Source organism: Acinetobacter sp. CIP 53.82 (genome assembly GCF_000369465.1).
GTDB classification, from domain to species: domain Bacteria; phylum Pseudomonadota; class Gammaproteobacteria; order Pseudomonadales; family Moraxellaceae; genus Acinetobacter; species Acinetobacter indicus.
Genome location: NZ_KB850046.1, coordinates 401,894 through 419,003, shown reverse-complemented (window position 1 = coordinate 419,003; position 17,110 = coordinate 401,894). Strand labels below are relative to the sequence as shown.

Sequence of the window (17,110 nt, the reverse complement as noted above, 5' to 3'; positions counted from 1 at the left end):
AAACTGATTCTAAGGATAGATGGATATGTTTAAGTTAGATAGCAGACTGCTACAGATTTTTTATTATGTGTATAAATTAAAAAATGTGTCTGCTGCCGCAGATGCGTTGGGCATGAGTCAGCCTGCGGTTAGTAACTGTTTAAATAAGATTCGTCAGCATTTTAATGACCCATTATTTTTAAGGGTGGGCAATGAAATGTTGCCAACAGAGTTGGCGAAACAGATTTTTTCACCGATTAGTGAAATTCTTAATAAAATTGAAACGGTTTATAACTTTAAAGTCGATTTTGATCCGACCCATTCCGATCAATTATTTACCTTGGCAATGACCGATGTTTCGCATTTGGTTCTATTGCCAAAGTTGACAAAGTTTTTAAAAGAATATGCGCCTTCGGTACGGATTAAAATTCGTCCTATTAGCCGTGAAACCAGTTATCAAATGGCAAATGGTGAAATTGATTTTGCGATTGGATTTTTACCTGAATTAGAACAGGGTTTTTATCAGCAGCAATTATTTTTACAATATTATGTGGTGATTAGTCGTAAAGATCATCCACGTATTAGTGAAAAAAGTTTAGATGTTGAAGCTTATATTCGTGAATCGCATGTCGATGTGGATACCAGTATAGGTCACTACCATATTGAAAATGAACTAAGCAATCGCGGTTTAAGACGCAATATTTTAATGAGTATTCCAAGTTATTTGGGCGTTGGTTTAATTGTGCAAGAAACCGATATGATTGCGACAGTACCTTATTATTTAAGTGAGGTATTGTTGGCACGTGGGAATTTACAAGTAGTAAGTGCGCCGTTGAATTTTCCAACTTATCCTGTACGACAGTATTGGCATACGTCTTGTCATCACCAAACCAGTCATCAGTGGTTAAGAAAAGTGATTTTTGATTTGTTTAGCCAGCATCCTTAATTAATGGTGTTTAAATTTTTTATACGTTGTTTTTAAATCATCATTCACTAATTCCCTCATCTTTAAATGAAAAGACTAGGTTAATCGGATGAGTGATTTTTATTTGTAATGCAATAAAATTGAATTTCTGACCACGATTTAGATTGCTGCTATTCATTTTCATTTTTCGATATAAATGTCTAAACATTCGCCTGTATCAGCACTACGAATACACTGACCATCGAGATACCATTTTGGTTTCTTTGTCCATTACAATTATAAGCTTCGGCATCATCGCATAATCTTGTTTCTGTTTTCCTGCCACATCTAGGCATTTGCCTTGCACGGTAATGTTTTGATCAGGATGGAAAATAAAATGCGGATGAGTAGCATCATGATAATGCGAAGTCTGAAAGCTAAGTTGATTTCTATGACTAAAATCGACGCAGCGGCAATCATAGGTTTTAATTTTGAGTTTTTTGTTGCCATGTTTGTGTAGGATAAGGCATAGGTGTAGGCACATAAATGGTTTTTGAGCAGGGTGTTCTAGAGGTGTACTGGGTGGAATTTGAGGTTGAATGACGATAGTGGGAATCTGCCCTGATGCTAATGCGTCCACAACAAGAAAGACTAATAAAAAATGAGCAACCGCTTAAATTAAAATAGTGATTAAATAGACCTCTTGCGAAAGTATAGTTTTATCTAATTTTTGAATTGGCTAAAACCTTATAAAATATAGCTTTTTACTGCTTAAAATTTGACTAACGCAAGAAGTCTAATATATGAAAAAAACCTATTTATTAAGTGGTTATATAAATTTTAAGCATGAAAAGATATTTATTTTTTGTAATTTTATGAGTAATTGACCCTAAAAAATTTATCGAATAGACACGGTTTTTAGCAAAAAAATAAGTACGAAAAAACTCAAGTTGTCATTATTTGTTATTAGTCAGTGCATTCTGAGGAAGTGTGTGATAGAAATTGTATTTAGAGGATATATTTCTGATTTAGGGGGTGGTCAGCAACAAACGAACTATCTAATTTATGCAATTGAACATCAAAAATAGACAACTAAAATTCAACTGTATTGCTTTCAAATATGTGATTGAGTTGTAAAATTATGTGTTAAAATTACAATTTGTCGCAGTTTTTTGAATTTTTTGGGGTGGGAACTGTTGAAACATTTTTTACTACGACTCGGATTGGATCTGCGTAAACTTATTTTAATTTCTACAATTTTAAGTGTATCAGGCTTATTTGTCGTAAGTGTTTTTATTTTAAATTATGTAATTAAGCAACAATTAATTCAAAACTCACTTTCTGTGAACGAAAGATATGCAGAGAAAATTGCCACCAGTACTAATCAGCATTTTGCTGATATGTTAAAAGAATTAGAATATAGCGCTAAAGTATTAGAGAAAAATTTTTATAATATAGATTTAAGAAAATCAGAAGTAGAGCGTTTAAAGAATCAGTCTGATAACTTTAATAGTGTTTTACTTGTGGGGGAAAATAAGCATGTTTTTGCATTTTCACCCAGTAGTTTGAATTTTAATTTTGGTCAAGCTTATAATTCATTGGGTATAGTAGAGTCAACTGAAAAAAAGAAAACTTATATTTCTACACCCTACTGGTCTGTAAAAAACAATCTTTTGGTCATGATGTCTCAGCCTATTTATAATGGCAAAGATAATTATTTAGGGATGATCAGTGGTTCGATTTATTTACAACGGAAAAATTTATTAAATACAATGCTTAATACGCAATATGACTATAAAAAAAGTTATATGTATGTGATTGATCAACATAACCGTATTATTTTCCATCCAGATAAAAATCGCATCGGTGAAAAAATTATCAACAATACGGGTTTAGACTTTATTAATCAGCATAAAAATGGCTCAATCCGTTTAAAAAATAGTTTAGGTATAGATAATTTGGCAGGTTTTGCCCATATTCCCAGTGTCAACTGGATCGTGATTTCACAGCAACCAACAGATGCCTTGCTGGCACAAGCGCATACTTTACTGTTCAAAGTATCGGTGGGCATTTTTATTTTCTATCTGTTTATCTTTTTGCTGGTCTGGTGGATTTCCAACTTTATTTCATCGCCTTTAAACCGCTTGGCCAAAATGGCCAGTATGCTGAATCAGCATGATATTCAGGATAAAATTAAAAAAGTCGATCCCTGGTATTTTGAGGTCTTAAAATTCAGAACCTCGTTATTACTTAGCTCGGAAAATTTTAGAAACCGGATTACGGAGCTGAAACAGCATGTCAATACCGACCCCTTGACCGGTTTATATAATCGCCGTGGTATGGAGGTGTTTTTAAAGGAGCTGGTCAATACCCAGACCGCATTTGCGGCCTTGGTCATTGATATTGATTTTTTTAAGAAAATTAATGATCAGTATGGGCATGATCAAGGTGACGTGGTACTAAAAACGCTCGCGCAAATAATGCAAACTAATTTTAGGGAACATGATATTTGCTGTCGTAGTGGTGGCGAAGAATTTTTGGTACTGATGACCACGGCAGATCCGCTTGTAGCACATAAAGCCGCTGAACGACTCAGACTAGCCATGCAAGACAACCAGATTAACCAGATGGGACAAATCACGATTTCTATTGGCATCGCGTTCTGGCCAAAAGATGCCGTCGATGTGGCTGCAGTACTAAAAATTGCAGATAATAAACTTTATGAAGCAAAACATAGTGGGCGGAATTGCATCCGTTCTACAGTCAAGTCGTCTGCTTAAAAATTTTGCTGAACTGCAATCTTGTGAAGATGTTAATCAAATCGATCTTACTGATTTAATTCGGGATGGCGTTCTTTTAAGATGGGTTGTATCTACAAGAGGGCTGAACGGTTAGTTGGAAGCTTTAAAAGATTAGAGCGAGAGAATCATTACTTATAAAAAAGAGGAAATATAGAAATTCTGAGGACTGAATAGAGGATAAATCAGCTAAACCCTCCGACGGTGCCGCTGCATGTGTCGTTACCCTGAACCCGATGAGTTCAAGGTGGACGCGACGTATACTTGCTGGGCTTCCCACTCAGGGTGGGCATGCACTCTAAATATACAGAACGCAATCCATAAGTTTAAGTATCGGCAGGGGAATAGACCTGCTGGCGAACACCTCAGAGTTAGACTCAGTATAAAGGATTCAGCTTTAGACGCAAACCTATCGGCCTACAGAACTGTAAATTTAAGTGTCATTTGCACAGGCTTTATGCAAGTCAAAGCCTTATTCGGTCAGTGTTTCGACTTCTTCCAGAATTGTGGCCAGCAAGCGTTCACAATGGGCATATTCCTGCAGGGACTTGTTCATCGACAGCACTTCCTGCATCAGCTCTAAGGCCACCATAATAATCAGCTTGCTTGGTTCCATACGTGGTGCTTTACGACGGAATTCATCATATTTTTCATTCAGTAATTCTGCTGCACGTTCCAGATCCGCCCGTTTTTCAAGAGTCGTGGCCAGCTTGAAACTGTGTCCTAAAACACGTAAATCTACAGGAATTTGTTCACTCATGCTTAAGCTTCCTCGCTGACATCAGTTGGATGGGCCAATTGCTGAATTTCCTGGGCATTCTGGTCTTGTGCAGTTCCTAAAATGGCCAGACGCTGAATAATTGCCTCGACTTTGGCTTTGGCATGCTCATTCTTCTGCAATAAACGCTCACGTTCTTGCTGCAAAGATTGCACATTCTGCAAAGTCTGACGCTGTTCATTCTGCAGTTTTTCTTTAATGACGCGTAGCTCGTTACGTTCGGCCAGCAATTCCTGAAAGCGGTTTTTGAGATCGGTGCAGCTTTTTTCCAGACGGCTATAACGGTCCGCCAATGCGGTCGCATCCTGATTTAACTGCTGAAATTGGGCCTGACTGGTGCTGAGCTGTTCACTTAAAGACTCAATTTCTTCTTGTTTTTGGGTAATCACCCCATTTCTTTGCACAATTTGTGCATGATGCTGCTCTTCAGCCTGTTGCTTGGCTTCAGCTAAAGATTGAGTTTCACTCTCATAATGCGCAAGTCGTGTTTTTAAAACACCAATATGCGCCTGTAGACGCTGTAATTCTTCTAACATATCGTGGTCGCACAGTCTTGCAAACAAAGGTAATATATACGAAGTATAGAGATTGGATAAGCGAATGCAAGACGATATTTCAGGTTGGTCCGAATGGTACCGCAATTTTTCTATGATTGAAGAAATTTCAAGTCCAAGTGAGTTACATGGTTTACTGACCGGTATAGTTTGTGTGACAAATGCACCAACTGAAGCCGAGTGGCAACAGATTCTGGCAACCCTGAATGTGCCCGAACTCAGCCCGGAAGCGCTGGATATTTTAACCGGTGAAGCGGAAGATGTAGCGCATGCTTTATCTGAAGATGAACTGGATTATCTGCCCCTGTTACCGGATGATGAACACGTATTACAAGAGCGGGTACAGGCGCTGGCTGACTGGTGTGCTGGCGTGGTACTGGGCTTTGGCCTGGCGTCTGGACATATCCGCAGTGATGAGCTGGAGCTGATTGAACATCTGCAAGATGTGGCAGCAGTCGAGTTTGAAGACTCGGACAATGACGAAGAAGGCGAAGACAGCTATCAGGAATTATATGAATTTGTCCGCCTGATTCCGGTCAGCCTGTCGGTTGGCCGCAAGAAAATAGCGGTTGATGAAAGTTCTTTGTTACAAAACGTACATGCCAAGTCACGTCAGGTGGCTGCGCCAGAAAGCGGCAGTATTGTTGAAATGTTTACCCCACATCGTCCGAGCTGATTCGGGCGATACCATCCTCCCTTTATTTAGGCTGCGAAGAAAAATTAATGAAGAAACTGACCCAGGTAGAATTTAAAGAACGTCGTGACCGTCTGGCTGAACTGATGGGACCACACAGTATTGCCATTATTGCCACCAGTCCGGTGGCCATGCGTAACCGGGATGCTGACTATAAATATCGAACGGACAGCAGTTTCTTCTACTTGACCGGCTTTGCAGAACCTGAAGCGGTCGCGGTCATTGAAACCTATGAATCTATAGATGAAGGCTATACCTATAGCCTGTTTTGCCGCGAACGTAACCGGGAGATGGAAATCTGGAATGGCTATCGTGCTGGTATTGATGGTGCCATTGAACAGTATGAGGCCGATGAAGCCTATGCCATTGACCTGCTCGATGAAGAAATTCTGGAAAAACTGCTGGATAAAGACCAGCTCTTTTACCGTATTGGACAGAATGCCGAATTTGATGCGCGGGTGGCCAAATGGATTGCAGCTGCCAATGGCGAAAGCCGCCGTGGCACCTCGGCACCAGCGCAGGTGGTGCAGCTCGACCGTCTGCTCGATGAAATGCGTTTGCACAAAGACACCAAAGAGCTGGAACTGATGCAAATTGCGGCAGATATTTCTGCCGAAGCGCATACCCGGGCCATGCAAACGGTACGCCCCGGCATGATGGAATATGCGCTGGAAGCCGAACTGAATTATGTGTTTGGCCGAAATGGCTGTGTTCCATCTTATAACAGTATTGTTGGCGGCGGTGAAAATGCCTGCATTCTGCACTATGTAGAGAACGACAAAGAACTGAAAGATGGCGATTTGGTGTTAATTGATGCCGCCTGTGAATATCAGTTCTATGCTTCAGATATTACCCGGACCTTTCCGGTGAATGGCAAATTCAGCCTCGAGCAAAAAGCGCTGTATAACCTTGTACTAGATGCTCAGCTTGCAGCAATTAATGCCGTACAGATTGGCAACTCCTATAAAGAACCGCATTATGTTGCGGTACGTATTCTGGTGCAGGGCCTGCTTGATTTAGGCATTATGCAGGGTGATCTGGACGAGATTATTGCGTCAGAAAGCTATCGTCAGTTCTATATGCATGGCACAGGCCACTGGCTGGGTATGGATGTGCATGATGTCGGAACTTATAAAGTTGATGGCGAATGGCGTGCTTATGAAGCCGGTATGGTGGTCACGGTTGAGCCGGGCCTATACATTGCCCCGGATGATGAAACAGTAGATCCAAAATGGCGTGGCATTGGCATCCGGATTGAAGATGATATTGTCGCGACCAAAAATGGTCCACTGAACTTAACTGCGAAAGTGGTGAAAACTGTGGAAGAGATTGAAGCGTTGATGGCTGCGGCCCAATAAAAGCCGTACAGGTCAAAAGCCGGTCAGAAGATCGGCTTTTTTGATTTTGAATCAGCGTTAATGGGTTAAATAGAGATAGACATCCAGACTAATTAACGAAAATATGCCAAACCCATTTAAAAATATTGCCAACGCTATGAGGAAATACATAGCCTAAAACAAAACAGCAAATGACTGTAAAAATTACAATATGGGCTGAGCTTATTGTAAGACTGAGATAGAGGGAGGAAAAAATTGCTAACCCTAAACCCAAAAAAATCCCGGCGACAGCGTAGTAAAATGCTGTAATAAAACGTTCAGTATAATCCATTTATTATCCTAACATTCTAATTATTTTAAGAAATTATAGTATAGCTTTTAGATTGAATAATAGAAGACTTAACTTGCGGCCGGAAAGCCATGAAACATCCATTGTATGCCCCACAACAGAACCAAGATTAAAACGACTAAAAAGATAAGTTCTAATTTCTTCATGTTTTAAATTTTCTACAATGAATAGCATACAGCTGATACGAATTCTTTAATTTATTTTATCTACGTTAGGGCTGTCGCTTGCTCAGCTTAAGTCTAGCGCTCCAGGCTTTGTATAGATGTTATATTGCATACCATTCCAGTGTCATCTTATGGAATAACATCTTTTAAACGGGATTTATGGTCAGAACACGCAAGCGCTGAAGCTCGGAAATTCCAGCCATCCACACGAATCATTATAAAAATCCAATCCCTTGATGTAATATAAAATCAATCATGATTAAGATGTATCTAAACTTTTGAGATACCACAAATAAGGATTCAAGCATGCAACAAGAAGTCATCATCGTGGGCGGCGGTATGGTGGGGCTGAGTTTGGCGCTCATGTTGGCCAAATCCAATATTGCGGTCAAACTGCTCGAAGCAATTCAATACCCGAATTATGATGATGCCAATCTTGCCCCGTATCACTCCAGTTTTGATGCACGAAACAGTGCGCTGTCGCGTCGTAGCGTACAGATTTATCAGGAACTGGGCCTATGGGATGCCTTGCAGGAACATGCTGTCCCGATTCTGGAAGTGCACATTACCGAGCAGGGCAGTTTTGGGAAAGCGCGTCTGCAAGCCGAACAGGAAAAAGTCGAAAGTTTTGGACAGGTGATTGAAAATGCCTGGTTAGGCCGGGTGTTGCTGACTCAGGTGCGCGCAGAGCCTTTAATTGAACTGATTGATGGGGTAAAAGTCACCTCGCTGAACCAAGATGCAGATCTGGCTTATCTGGAAGCGCAGCGTGGAAGTGAAGTCTTAAAACTGCAATCCAAACTGGTGATTGCTGCTGATGGCCGCGATTCATTCTGCCGTAAAGCCCTAGGCATTGGGGTCGATGAACATGATTATGATCAGGTCGCCATTGTGACCACCGTACAAACTTCTAAACCACACAATCATGTTGGTTTTGAGCGTTTCAGTCCTTTAGGTCCGCTGGCGTTATTGCCTTTGCCGGGCGAATATCGTCGTTCGGTGGTCTGGCCGGTGAAAAAAGGCACGGAACATGAATGGGTGGGGGAAGACAATGACCAGCATTTCCTTAATGCCTTGCAGCAGACTTATGGCGATCGGGCTGGAAAATTCCAGAAAACCGGACGCCGTTTTAGCTTCCCGCTTTCGCAGGTGCTGGCAGAAAAACAGGCAGTGGGCCGAGTAGTACTGATGGGCAATGCGGCACATACCATTCACCCGGTGGCCGGACAGGGCTTTAACCTGTGTATGCGCGATGCTTATGTGTTGGTGCGTTATTTAAAAGAACAGCTGGCTCAACAGGCCGATTTGGGCGATGCCGCCATGCTGCAAGATTATGAAAAATCCCGTCTGACCGATCAGCAGCGCGTGATCAAATTCTGTGATAGCGTGGTGCGTGGCTTTAGTAACCAGAATCCGGTGCTGAAACTGCTCAGAAATACCGGTCTGATTGCCTTTGATACCATTCCGGGAATTAAACCACTTGTTGCCAACTATGCCATGGGACTAAAAGCATGAACCAGACAGCACACGTATTAGATGCCGTTATTGTGGGTGGTGGTTTGGTCGGTGGCTTAACTGCATTATTACTGGCCCAAGGTGGGGTACAGGCCACTGTGCTGGATGCCGCACCAATTCTGGATACAGAAAAAACCTTAAGCGTGGCCAATCCGCGCGTACTGGCTTTAAGCCAAGCCACCATCCACCTGCTAAAAAATGTGGGTGTTTGGGATAAACTGGCGCGTCAGCAACCTTATACCGGCATGCAGGTCTGGAATAAAAATGGCTATGGCGAAATCAATTTTGGTCAGCCGGCAGAAAAAACACCAGGAGTGGATCAGGCGCTGGGTTCGATGGTGGAACCCAGCATTTTAAATCTGGCCATTCAGCAAACCATGCTGACGCAGATTCAGGATTATCGTACCCAGGTCAAAGTCACCCGGATTGAGCAGGGCATTGGCGTCTGGCATATTTTCCTGGCCGATGGCACGAAGCTCAGCACCAAATTGTTAATTGGCGCAGATGGGGCCAATTCCTTTGTCCGCGAACAGGCCTTTATTGATCTGGATGTGCTGGATTATCAGCAGGCAGGTATCAGTTGTGCTATTCGAACTGTCCAGCCGCATCAGCATGTGGCGCGTCAGATTTTTCTGGAAACCGGTCCACTGGCATACCTGCCAATGAGCAGCCTCAAGCCTGAACAGGATGGCCATTGGCAATCTATTGTCTGGACGCTACCAGAGGATTATGCAGAAGAATATGCCGCGTTATCCGATCAGGAATTTACCCAGCTGTTGACCCGTGAAAGCCATCATATGTTGGGTCAAGTACTGGAAGCTACACCACGTGCCCGTTTCCCTTTAAAAGCCCGTGCTGCGCAGCACTATGTCGAGCCGGGACTGGCACTCATTGGCGATGCGGCGCATGTGATTCATCCACTGGCCGGGCAGGGCGTCAATATTGGCTGTCTGGATGCCGCAGTCTTGTGTGATGTTCTGCTGCATGACCGGGCACGTGGGGTCTGGGCGCATGAGCAGACCTTGAAGCGTTATGAGCATCGTCGTAAAGGTCAAAATGATGCAATGATGCACAGCATGTCTGCAATAGGCTGGCTGGAAACCACCCAGTTATTCCCGCTGGTCTGGGGACGTAATTTTGGCTTGAAGCAGGTTGAACAGCTGCCGGTGTTAAAGGATGCTTTTATGGCGCAGGCCAATGGTTTGCATCTGCTGAAAGACACGCGGTATGCGGTCTAGCTAGAAATAGTTATTTTTTAAACATTCATTAATACATGATTACGAATTTGGTTAAAAAAGACACGATTTTTTCGTCTTTACCTCTAGGCGAAAGGCGCAGAGATTGATAAATTTCTTCCTAATTGCATGACAACGTTCACCAGGACTCAATTGAGGTCATTTGCGGGGAGATTAAAATGACGGATATGAACGATTATGATGATGTAGAAGATACCACCGTCGATGACGATGAGGCAAAAGCGGCTGAAAAAGGTGCACTGGACAGCGAAGATGCCGTAAACGATGGTGATGTGGCGGAAGCAGAAACCTTAACCGTAACCGCTAAACAGAAGCAACGCCAAGCGTTAGAAGATGAAATTGCGGCCTTCTTGGCACGTGGGGGAAAAATTACTGAAGTCCCACCAGATGAGGCTGCACGCCAATAAGAAAAAAGCATCACTCCGGTGATGCTTTTTTTATTGCGAATCAACAGCCAGAATCAGTCATCATTGTTCTGGTTCAGTTCCAGCGCACGCTGATAGGCCACTTTTTTCTTGATCCCGGTTAAATCGGCGGCCAGCTGTGACGCGGCTTTCACCGATAAATCCTGCAATAGTCGGGTCAGCAGCTGATCCAGCTTTTCCTGCTCCAGATCTTTTTCCGCGGTTGCACCACCCACCACCAGTACAATTTCACCTTTTTGCTGATGATGATCAGCTTCAATAAAACTGACCAGCTCACCCAGCGTCATCTTCTTGATGGTTTCAAAGGTTTTGGTAATTTCACGGGCAAAACCGACCGGGCGCTCGGCGCCAAAAATACTGGCCATATCTTTAACGCTGTCCAGAATCCGGTGTGGCGCTTCATAAAAAATCAGGGTCGCAGTCTGGTCTTTAAGTTTTTCCAGACTCAAGATACGCTGTGACTGTTTTGACGGTAAAAAGCCTTCAAAGCTAAAGCGGTCACTCGGTAAACCAACCGCACTCAGCGCTGCAATTGCGGCACAGGCTCCCGGAACTGGAATCACCCGGATATTATGTTCTTGTGCGGCGCGGACCAGTTTAAAACCGGGGTCGCTAATTAGCGGGGTACCGGCATCACTAATCAGGGCCATATTTTCGCCGTTCAGCAGGCGCTGAACCAATATATCAATTTTGTTACTTTCATTGTGTTCATGGCACGCCGTTAACGGAGTTGATATATTATAGTGCTTTAATAATTGAGCAGAGGTCCGTGTATCCTCTGCCGCAATAATGTTTACAGACTTTAGAACATCAATCGCCCGATAGGTCATGTCGTCTAAGTGCCCAATTGGGGTGGCTACAACAAATAACTGAGCACTCATTAGGTTTCTCCATGTTTAGGCAAATTATTAATAACAATAAAAGACAGCTTCAAAAAGCAATTATCACCACGGCGCTGTTGGGCGCAGGACTTTCAGTCGCCCAGGCCGAGATTCTGGTCATTCTACCTGAATCGGGTCCTATGGCGCGAGCCGGTTTCAGTATTCAGCAGGGTTTTATGCACGCTTATCAGGCATCGGGTGAGAAGATGCCGGTTAAATTGATTAATTCCGAGCAGCGCAAAATTGGACCTTTGTTACGTCAGCATGTTAATGCTAGAACCCGGGTGGTGATTGGACCTTTGGCACGTGCCGATGTGGAACAGTTAATTGCGCTGCGGCCCAAAGTGCGTACACTGGCCTTAAACGAGGTGATCCAGCAGCATCCACGGGTGCTACAGTTTAGCCTGTCAAAAAAAGATGATGCGCAGACCTTAAAGCAGCTGTTCCAGAAAGATCAGATCAATCATTTGTATATTCTGCGTGAACCCGGCACCGAAGCTGAACACGAACTGTTATTGATGTCTTTGGTGTCGCAGCTGGACTATCCGGTGGAAGTGGTGGACAGTCTGCCGAGATGGCTGAAACGTCAGCAAGGGGTGTTATTGCTGGGTTCAAATGGCTGGATCAATCGCCAGAACAGGTTGCCCAAAAAGCGCTTATACAGTCTGGCCAATGCCGTCGAGTCACAGCAGCAGTTACCGCAAGGCCTGCAGTTTTGTGATGCGCCGGCTTTATATCAGTCCCGATGGGCAGATGTACAGGCCGGAATTCAGGCGGCCAAGGCGGAACACTTTTCTTTTCAGCGGCTGGTGGCCTTTGGTGGAGATGCCTGGCAGATCGCCAATTATTATCTGAAACAGCCACAATTAAACCGCATCGAGTTTGAAGGGCGAACCGGTTTAATCCGGATTCAGGACAACCAGATTCAGCGTATTCCAAAATGCTATGTGCAGCAGAAACAGCTGATGCAGATCCTGTAAATGGTCAGTCAGCGCGCGCGTTTGGGGCAGTGGGCTGAGCAGCAGGCCGCAGTATTATTAGAGCAGCAGGGCTATCAGATTCTGGCGGCCAATTACCATTGCCGTTATGGTGAAATCGACCTGATTGCCCGGCAGGATCAGCAATTAGTCTTTGTGGAGGTAAAGGCACGATCTTTTAGCGATTATGGCCGGGCGGTGGAGGTGGTTTCCATCTCCAAGCAGCAAAAGCTGATTAAAACTGCGCTGACCTATTTGAGCAATTCTGCACAATTACAGGATTTTTATTGTCGATTTGATGTGATTTGTTTTGATTTTACTGAACAAATTGCAAAAACAGTACAGCAAGATTTTTCCAATTTCACGTATGATCTGCAATGGATTGAAAATGCTTTTACTTTTGATTCAGAGTTCATTAATCTTTGAAGAGAATTGAAGCAAAGATGCTTGAAAACAGAAATGAATAAGTAATGAGGAGTCTTGCTGAGTGTTAAATCGTATCGCAATCACAGTGCTGTGTGTGGCAAGTTTATCCGGCTGTGCAAGCTTTATTTCCAGTGGTACGGGTTCTGCACCTGTAGGAACGGAAAGTGGCGCACGCTCACTTGGCCAGGTCTTTATTGATAACTCCATTGAACGTACAGCAAAAATTAATTTATATAAGCTGGATGCCCGTTTTAAACAGTCACGCGTTAATATTGAAAGTTTCCACGGCAATGTATTGCTGACCGGTCAGGTGCCAGATGCACATCTGAAGCAGTTGGCGGAAGACAATGTACGCGCCATGAGCGATGTCAAAACCGTACACAACTATATTACCGTGGGCAACCAGATTGATTATAGCACCATCATGCAGGACACCACCGTGACCGCCAATACCCGTGGCCTGATTATGAAAGCGCCGGTGGTTTCTGACAGTAAAGTGCGAATTCACACCGAAGATGGCGTGCTGTATGTGATGGGCCGTTTGAATAATGCGGAAATCGCCGATTTAAATCAGGTGTTACAGCAGGTTGGTAATGTCACCAAAATTGTGACCTTAATTGACAATATTGAAGCCTCACAGGCCACATCTTCTGGTTTTGCCAGCCCGATGATGAATGTACAGCCGGATGTACAAACCCCGGTCGCCATTGATCCGGACCAGATCGAGCCAACGAATGCGCTCTAAGTTGTTCCAGTTTAAAACGCAGCTGCAATATCGTCTGGTTCAGGCCAAAAGTGTATATCAGGAATTCCGCCTGTATGATTTTGGCAGTTATGCCCTGAACCGGTTGACCCCACGCCAGGGCTATACCGTAGAGAACGATCTGGCTTATGGAACGAATGAACGCCATCAGCTGGACTTGTACCGGACTGCCCAGCCACGTCCCCAGCAGCCGTTAATTGTTTTTGTTCATGGTGGTGCCTGGTCACGGGGCGATAAAAAAGACTACCGCTTTGTTGGCGAAGCTTTTGCCCAGCAGGGTTTTGATGTTGCCGTCATTAATTATCAACTGGCGCCGCAGAATATTTTTCCGGTCTATATTGATGACCTGACTTTGGCACTAAACTATATGCATGATCAGCAGGCAGAGTTAAGGATTAACACTGATCAGATTATCCTGATGGGGCACTCGGCCGGTGCATTTAATATCATGTCGGTGCTGTATCATCCGCAGCCTTATGCGCTGAACTGCCGAGACAATATTCGGGCTGCGATTGGCTTGGCTGGTCCCTATCATTTTGACTATAAAGATGATCCGCTTTGTGCCGATGCATTTGATCAGACCATTCCTTATCATGATGTGATGCCGTATTACTTTGTGGAAAGTAATCACATTCGTCACTATTTGCTGGTGGCTGAGAATGACCAGATTGTGCATTTGAGTAATGCGGTTGATTTTGATCATGTGCTAAACAAGCATGGCAATCATAGTCAGCTGATCACCATTCCACGCACCGGGCATGTCAGTATTATGGGCTCGGTATCGAGTCTGTTTAGCCGTTATTTTAAGACCAAGCACACGATTATGCAGGTGCTGGAAGAAACACTAAGTTCCTGAGTAGCGTCTCTTTAGAGCCAGGCTTTGCTGTCGTCTGCGACGGCAGAGCCTTCGGTCACGTGTTTGATCATGGCATGGGCAATACTGCCTTTGAACGGAATATTCGGCAGTTGATCAAATTTAAAGAATTGCGCATCGCTGATTTCTTCTTCCTGTAACTGCAGTTCACCACCGGCATATTCGGCTTTAAAGGCAATCATCAGGTTGCTTGGAAAAGGCCAGGGCTGACTGGCCAGATACTGAATATTCTTTAGCTGGATACCGACTTCTTCCGCGGTTTCACGGCGTACCGCTTCTTCCAAGGTTTCTCCCACCTCAACAAAACCGGCAATCAGGCCATACATATTGGTGGTGTTTCGCGCATTTTTGGCCAGCAGAATTTCATCTTCACCGCGGGTAATGACGGTAATGACACAGGGTTGTACACGTGGATATTGGCGATACTGGCAGACCGGGCAAACCATGGCATATTCGGTGGCATGCGCTTCGGTTGGATGGCCGCAGTGGCTGCAAAAACGGTGATTACGACGCCATTCTAGCAACTGGATTGCACGGCTGGCCTGTTCAAATTCGGCACTGTTCCAGAACTGTAACAGCTGGCGAATTGGCAATAATTGATAGCCTTCAGGAATGGGCTCATCGGGGAGTAAGTCGCGGGCAATCACCTGATTGCCCGTAGACAGGTCACTTGCTAATTTTTCAACTCGGGGCAGTTGAAACTGTTTATCGACCAGCAGTTGCTGTTGGTGAAAAATATAGGCAAGTGAGAGTTCAGACATTAGGCTACAGCTTTCAGTTTTTCGCTACTTGCCAATGCTACATCAAACATCGACTGTAAAACAGGCTGTTTGTTTTTTAAATTGTCAATCAGCATGTCGGCACCGGCCAAGGTGTCTAACACGGCATTCAGCTCGTCACTACTGAGCGTTTCACCGGCTTCGCATTTACGATAGATAAAGTCAGCGGCAGTCAGCAGCGCCTGCTGGCCTTTTTCTTCATTCAGGAACAGCAGGGCACCGGCCACTTCACGCAGCTGGGTACAGGTGTTTTCCAATAAACGCACATCCTGATCCTGAACGTGCTGCACCAGAATCTGCTGAGCTAGATCAATTAAGGTTTTGGTTTCGCTCAGCAATACTTCATGCGCTTCATCTAAACGGTCCAGCGAAATGTGCATGTTGTTAACGCGCAGCTGTAAACGGCTAGAGGTATGATGACGCTCCAGTACCCCAATCGAGTTCATCGCTGATAAAATGGTGTTCATCAGCTGCTGGGCAAAGCTTTCTTCTTTGAGCACTTCGGCCTGACTCAAGGCGTCGGCCTGAACCAGCAGATCACGGTGGGCTTCATTCAGGTTCAGTACTTTAAAGATGTTGGCCAGATCTTTGAGCTTGGCTTGCAACTCCTGGGTTTTTTCAGGGGTCATGTTCTGGTAGTTGTATTCGATGTCATTGCGAATCTGCGCCATTTCGCTGGTCGCCAGAGCACTGATGGTCTGCATGGTTTCAAAATCCGGACCATACAGATGACGGCTGAAGACCTGTAACTGGGTGTCAGTCAGCAGGTCTTCACCAATATTCAGCTGTTCGCGGATATGCTGGGCCACCTGATCTTCCTGGCTAATGCACAGGCTCAGGATGTTGGCCAGATCACTTAACTGGGCCTGGAAGCTGTCTGGTGCGGCAAAGTATTGACGCATATTCAGTTCAATACTGATTAAGGTGCGTAAACGTGGTTCATTCAGCAGCAGGTTATCAATCTGGTTTAACGCCACATAGACCAGATTCCAGTATTGTTGGCTTGGATGCTGGGCGGATAGACCGGCTAAATAGGTGCCGACCAGTTTCATGGCTTGCAGATCCAGCTCGGATTCTTCCTGCTTCAGCAGTTTGTACAGTGACAGTTTATACAGCTGATGCACATAGCCTGATTTTTCCAGACCGGGTGCTTGTGGCAATTTGAATTCCGGGTGAATACAGTCCAGCAGAGATTCAATATGCTGGCCTTCCTGGGTGAGTGGTTTACCCAAGGCACGTTCCAGACGGTTTAAGGTATCGAGCAGGAACTGTGGAATTTTAACTTCGCGCAGACAAATAAATTCGATGTAGCGCTTGAGCATGGTGGTGCCTTCACTTAAGGCAATCACGTCTTCAGTTTTAATTTGCGCCGGATTCCCCATAATCTTGCGCATTAATTCTGCTGAATATTGGGCAATTTTTGCCAGGCTCGACATATCAATCAGGGCCAGTACCTGGGCACATTGCTCAAACTGGTTAAGGGCATCATCAATCCCGAAAGGTAAAGTCTGATCTTCTGCCAAGGTGCTGACTGCGGATTCCACCAATTTGATTGAATTATCAACCTCATTTTTTATTATCAGTAACGCAGTCGGATCAAAATGAATAGAGGTTTGGTAAGACATGTATCTGCACCTTTCCTAGTGTTTTATCTGTT

Annotated in this window: 16 protein-coding genes and 1 other RNA gene; 11 read left to right on the top strand and 6 right to left on the bottom strand. The window is 44.3% G+C overall.

The features are described 5' to 3' along the window. Nucleotides 1–25 precede the first annotated feature (25 nt). Both F905_RS07615 and F905_RS07610 read left to right on the top strand, forming a co-directional pair. Entirely contained in the window at nt 26–925 is a 900-nt protein-coding gene (locus tag F905_RS07615) for a LysR family transcriptional regulator (protein WP_005179251.1), read from the top strand. Nucleotides 926–2,079: 1,154 nt separating this feature from the next. After that, nucleotides 2,080–3,663 carry a sensor domain-containing diguanylate cyclase gene (locus F905_RS07610; protein WP_034598178.1) on the top strand — a complete coding sequence of 528 codons (1,584 nt, stop codon included), beginning with the start codon at nt 2,080–2,082 and terminating at the stop codon, nt 3,661–3,663. A gap of 209 nt (nt 3,664–3,872) precedes the next feature. Here the strand turns inward: F905_RS07610 and ssrS are convergent. The 3 genes from ssrS to F905_RS07600 all read right to left on the bottom strand — a co-directional run bounded on the left by ssrS (nt 3,873) and on the right by F905_RS07600 (nt 4,995). After that, a non-coding RNA gene (gene ssrS, locus F905_RS15155) (6S RNA) lies at nt 3,873–4,056 on the bottom strand. A gap of 97 nt (nt 4,057–4,153) precedes the next feature. Next, nucleotides 4,154–4,441 carry a cell division protein ZapA gene (locus F905_RS07605; protein WP_005179243.1) on the bottom strand — a complete coding sequence of 96 codons (288 nt, stop codon included), beginning with the start codon at nt 4,439–4,441 and terminating at the stop codon, nt 4,154–4,156. A gap of 2 nt (nt 4,442–4,443) precedes the next feature. Next, nucleotides 4,444–4,995: a hypothetical protein gene (locus F905_RS07600; protein ID WP_005179239.1), complete on the bottom strand. Its 552-nt coding sequence runs from the start codon at nt 4,993–4,995 to the stop codon at nt 4,444–4,446. Between the two features lie 64 nt (nt 4,996–5,059). On the opposite strand from F905_RS07600, the gene F905_RS07595 reads away from it, so the two are divergent. The 5 genes from F905_RS07595 (at nt 5,060) to F905_RS07575 (ending at nt 10,735) form a co-directional block, all read left to right on the top strand. Then, nucleotides 5,060–5,689: a UPF0149 family protein gene (locus F905_RS07595; RefSeq protein WP_005179236.1), complete on the top strand. Its 630-nt coding sequence runs from the start codon at nt 5,060–5,062 to the stop codon at nt 5,687–5,689. A 47-nt stretch (nt 5,690–5,736) separates the two neighbouring features. Then, entirely contained in the window at nt 5,737–7,065 is a 1,329-nt protein-coding gene (pepP, locus tag F905_RS07590; protein ID WP_005179234.1) for a Xaa-Pro aminopeptidase, read from the top strand. 798 nt (nt 7,066–7,863) lie between these two features. Then, nucleotides 7,864–9,072: a 2-octaprenyl-6-methoxyphenyl hydroxylase gene (gene ubiH / locus F905_RS07585; RefSeq protein WP_005179231.1), complete on the top strand. Its 1,209-nt coding sequence runs from the start codon at nt 7,864–7,866 to the stop codon at nt 9,070–9,072. Further along, a complete protein-coding gene (locus tag F905_RS07580) occupies nt 9,069–10,310 on the top strand; it encodes an FAD-dependent monooxygenase (protein WP_005179229.1) in 1,242 nt (413 codons plus the stop codon). The genes ubiH and F905_RS07580 overlap by 4 nt, the downstream gene beginning before the upstream one ends. A gap of 176 nt (nt 10,311–10,486) precedes the next feature. Next, the gene (locus tag F905_RS07575) at nt 10,487–10,735 is read left to right on the top strand and encodes a hypothetical protein (protein WP_005179228.1); all 249 of its coding nucleotides are present in this window, start codon (nt 10,487–10,489) and stop codon (nt 10,733–10,735) included. Between the two features lie 53 nt (nt 10,736–10,788). Here the strand turns inward: F905_RS07575 and rsmI are convergent, their stop codons facing one another. Beyond that, nucleotides 10,789–11,634: a 16S rRNA (cytidine(1402)-2'-O)-methyltransferase gene (gene rsmI / locus F905_RS07570; RefSeq protein WP_005179227.1), complete on the bottom strand. Its 846-nt coding sequence runs from the start codon at nt 11,632–11,634 to the stop codon at nt 10,789–10,791. A gap of 11 nt (nt 11,635–11,645) precedes the next feature. Here rsmI and F905_RS07565 point away from each other — a divergent pair, with 11 nt between their 5' ends. The 4 genes from F905_RS07565 to F905_RS07550 all read left to right on the top strand — a co-directional run bounded on the left by F905_RS07565 (nt 11,646) and on the right by F905_RS07550 (nt 14,656). Then, a complete protein-coding gene (locus F905_RS07565) occupies nt 11,646–12,614 on the top strand; it encodes a penicillin-binding protein activator (protein ID WP_005179226.1) in 969 nt (322 codons plus the stop codon). Beyond that, entirely contained in the window at nt 12,615–13,037 is a 423-nt protein-coding gene (locus F905_RS07560) for a YraN family protein (protein ID WP_005179223.1), read from the top strand. A 61-nt stretch (nt 13,038–13,098) separates the two neighbouring features. Beyond that, the gene (locus F905_RS07555; RefSeq protein ID WP_005179220.1) at nt 13,099–13,782 is read left to right on the top strand and encodes a BON domain-containing protein; all 684 of its coding nucleotides are present in this window, start codon (nt 13,099–13,101) and stop codon (nt 13,780–13,782) included. After that, nucleotides 13,772–14,656 carry an alpha/beta hydrolase gene (locus F905_RS07550; RefSeq protein WP_005179219.1) on the top strand — a complete coding sequence of 295 codons (885 nt, stop codon included), beginning with the start codon at nt 13,772–13,774 and terminating at the stop codon, nt 14,654–14,656. The genes F905_RS07555 and F905_RS07550 overlap by 11 nt, the downstream gene beginning before the upstream one ends. An 11-nt stretch (nt 14,657–14,667) precedes the next feature. Here the strand turns inward: F905_RS07550 and nudC are convergent, their stop codons facing one another. Both nudC and F905_RS07540 read right to left on the bottom strand, forming a co-directional pair. Continuing rightward, nucleotides 14,668–15,435 carry an NAD(+) diphosphatase gene (gene nudC / locus F905_RS07545; RefSeq protein ID WP_005179218.1) on the bottom strand — a complete coding sequence of 256 codons (768 nt, stop codon included), beginning with the start codon at nt 15,433–15,435 and terminating at the stop codon, nt 14,668–14,670. Continuing rightward, nucleotides 15,435–17,078, bottom strand: coding sequence for a hypothetical protein (locus F905_RS07540; RefSeq protein ID WP_005179216.1), 1,644 nt, complete (start codon nt 17,076–17,078; stop codon nt 15,435–15,437). The genes nudC and F905_RS07540 overlap by 1 nt, the downstream gene beginning before the upstream one ends. Nucleotides 17,079–17,110: the final 32 nt, after the last annotated feature.